The 1421-nt window shown below is 68.3% G+C and carries 1 protein-coding gene; it reads right to left on the reverse strand.

From position 1 onward, the window contains the following. Window positions 1-39: 39 nt before the first annotated feature. Window positions 40-1421, reverse strand: a 1382-nt coding sequence (locus tag HMPREF1546_RS14485; protein ID WP_021752063.1) for a hypothetical protein, incomplete at its 5' end; no start/stop codon positions are given.

Genomic DNA, 1421 nt, shown 5'->3' on the forward strand with positions numbered 1-1421 from the left:
CCCCGCCGCGGGCGATAGCCTGCGGCGGGTCTTCTGCGTTTATGGGGCGGGGGACGGCGTGCCGGCCGGAAGGCGGCGGCAAGTCACCAGCAGCACGCCGGGCATCCCCTCCAGCGGGGAACACCGCAGATGGTAAGGCGCTCCTTCCGGGGCCGGGAGGACCAGCTCCACAGAGGGAACTGCCTCCAGCTGGGACAAGACAGCCTCCAGGGAGGGGGCTTTCCGCAGGGCGGTCCGCTGGTGGGAGGGCGGCAGCTGCTGGAAATACCAGGCGGCCAGAGACCGGCAGGTGGCGTTCTCCGGCAGACGGCCTGCGGACGGTCCATAGGCACGGCAGGCACCGGAGCGGGCGTCCGCTGTCAGGACCAGCTCGTAATCCTGCCTGGTCAGGGTATCCAACAGAGTGCTTTGCAGCCTGCGGAAGCTCCGGTCCCACAGCTGGAAAAAGACTTCCAGATGCAGCGTGTCCGGGTTTTCCGCCATCTCTGCTTCTGTCCGGACCCAGGACGGGCCGCCCTTTCCGGTAGAGATCCAGTGGTCCATGGAGAATTGGAACACGCCTTCTGCAAAGGCATCCGACAGAGCATCCGGAGAGAAGAGAGCCTGGAACCGCGCCCGCTCCTCTGCCTCCGGCAGGGCAGAGGCCATCTGCTGGAGGCAGGCGCCTGCGGTACGGTCGAACAGCGTGCGCAGCAGGTGCCGGGACGCGGCCTTGGCGTCCAATGTCTGTCCGGCGGTCAGATCCAGCCGGGCGGAGGCCAGACAGGCCCTGGCCTGCCGGCGGTGCCGGGCGGCCAACTGCCGGAAGTGTTCCGCAGCCGCCCGGCGGCCAGTCACATCTTCCGCTTTGCCCAGCAGACGGTACACATTTCCGGCTTCATCGAACAGGCTCATCCACGACACCTGATAGCGTCGCCAGCCGGTGTCCTCATAATCCGCCCGATAGGTGCAGGAGACCGTCCCGGGATGCGTGATGGCCCGACGGACCGCGCCTGCCAGCCGCCGCCGGTCCTCCGGGTGGAGGTAGGACGCGGTGAGCAGGCTCTTCAGATAGCCGGAGACGGTGCGGGAGGTCCTGCGGCCGCTGGTGCTGTGCCGCTGGATCTGGGCTAGGTCCCGGGCGGGGTCATAGTCCAGTGTCAGGAGGGAGGTGTGCTCTAACAGCAGGTCGTACATCCGGGAGCGGATCTGATGCTCGGCCTGGGCCGCGGCCTCTTGGGAGATATCGGCACAGGCGATGTATGCCAGCCAGGAGCCGTCCGGCTGTTCCACCCAGGACATGTGGAGAGAGAGGCAGAGTTCCCGCCCGCCGCCCAGGCAGACCCGACAGGCCCGGCGCAGGGGCAGGCCGCACTCCCGGGACCGAACAGCTGCGGCCAGCAGTTCCTCCCGCTCGCCCGTCGGCAGGCCGCTGCCCGGGT

The sequence above is a fragment of the Oscillibacter sp. KLE 1745 genome (assembly GCF_000469445.2).
GTDB lineage: Bacteria > Bacillota > Clostridia > Oscillospirales > Oscillospiraceae > Oscillibacter > Oscillibacter welbionis.